This window comes from bacterium (assembly GCA_020440705.1).
GTDB lineage: Bacteria > Krumholzibacteriota > Krumholzibacteriia > LZORAL124-64-63 > LZORAL124-64-63 > JAGRNP01.
In genome coordinates, this window is record JAGRNP010000009.1 from 1 (window position 1) to 1,310 (window position 1,310).

Annotated in this window: 2 protein-coding genes; both read left to right on the plus strand. The window is 72.2% G+C overall.

The annotated features are described in order from the left end of the window. On the plus strand, window positions 1-891 hold an 891-nt coding region (locus KDM41_02700; GenBank protein ID MCB1182314.1), incomplete at its 5' end, for an HlyD family efflux transporter periplasmic adaptor subunit. Further along, window positions 888-1,310, plus strand: a 423-nt coding sequence (locus KDM41_02705; protein MCB1182315.1) for a hypothetical protein, incomplete at its 3' end; no start/stop codon positions are given. The genes KDM41_02700 and KDM41_02705, both read left to right, overlap by 4 nt.

Consider the following 1,310-nt stretch of genomic DNA (forward strand, 5'->3'; position numbering starts at 1 on the left):
CTGCACGAGGCCGGCACCGTGATCGCCGCCAACACCGTCGCCATGGACAGCCCGGGCTGGGGCGGCAGCCAGCGCATCACCTGGCTCGTCGCCGAGGGGACCCGCGTCGTGCCCGGCGACACCCTCGTCCGCTTCGACAGCACCGAATTCGACGAGTACATGCAGCAGTACCGGGACGACCGCGACGTCGCCGTCATGGCCGTCGCCAGCGCCCGCGCCCAGGGCTCGGCCAACGCCACCCGCGCCCGCAACGCCATCGCCAAGGCGCGACTGGCCTGGGAACGCGCGCAGCTCGAACTCGAGAACCAGCGCTTCGAGTCGCGCACCGTGCGCGAGAGCTCGGAGCTCGCCGGACGCCAGGCCGAGATCGACCTGAAGCAGTCCCTGCGCGACAGCACGGCCCAGGCCACCCTCGACAGTCTCGAGATCGCCCAGGCCGAGCTGAGGGCGGCCAAGGAGCAGGCCCGGGTCAACCGCCTGCAGACCTATCTCGACGAGCTCACCCTCACCGCGCGCGAAAGCGGCATGGTCGTCTACCACCGCGAGTACACGGAGGAAGGCATCAAGGTCCTGCGGGCGGGCGACGAGGTGAGCCGGCAGGCCCCGGTCCTCGAGGTCACCGACACGTCGGCCATGCGCGTGCGCTTCACCGTCCACGAATCCGACCGCTGGCGCCTGGCCCCCGGACAACCGGTCCGGATCGTCCTCGATGCCTACGCCACGACCGAGTATCCGGGCGAGATCCTCTCCGTGGGCCGCCTGCCCCTCTCGGCCGAGGAGGGCAGCGTGGCCCGCCGCTTCGAGGCCGTCGCCGCCATCGACGGCCAGGATCCGCGCCTCAAGCCGGGCATGTCGGCCCGCGTCATCATCCCCCTCGGAGGTACCCCGTGAGCCAGGACAACGGATCCGGACGGCGGCCCGTCCGCGTCTTCATCGGCGCCCTCCTCGCCTGCGGGGCGGCCGCCCTCCTCTTCGGCCTCACCCGCGGCGGCGCGGCCCCCGACCTGCCCGCCGCCCGGGCCGAACGCGGCGACTTCGCGGTGACCACCACGACCACGGGCGAAACGGCCGCCGTCGAGAGCAAGCCCATCGCCGCCCCGCCCGGATGGAACAACAAGGTCATCAGCCTCATCGACGAGGGCAGCATGGTCCGGCCCGGCGACGAACTGGCCCGCTTCGACACCGACCAGCTCGAGAAGCGGCTCCAGGAACGGCAGGCCGCCTACGACGGGGCCCTCGCCGAGCTGGAGAACCAGCGCGTGACCAACGCCAAGAACCTCGCCGAGAAGCGGGCCTCCCTGCAGCGCCAG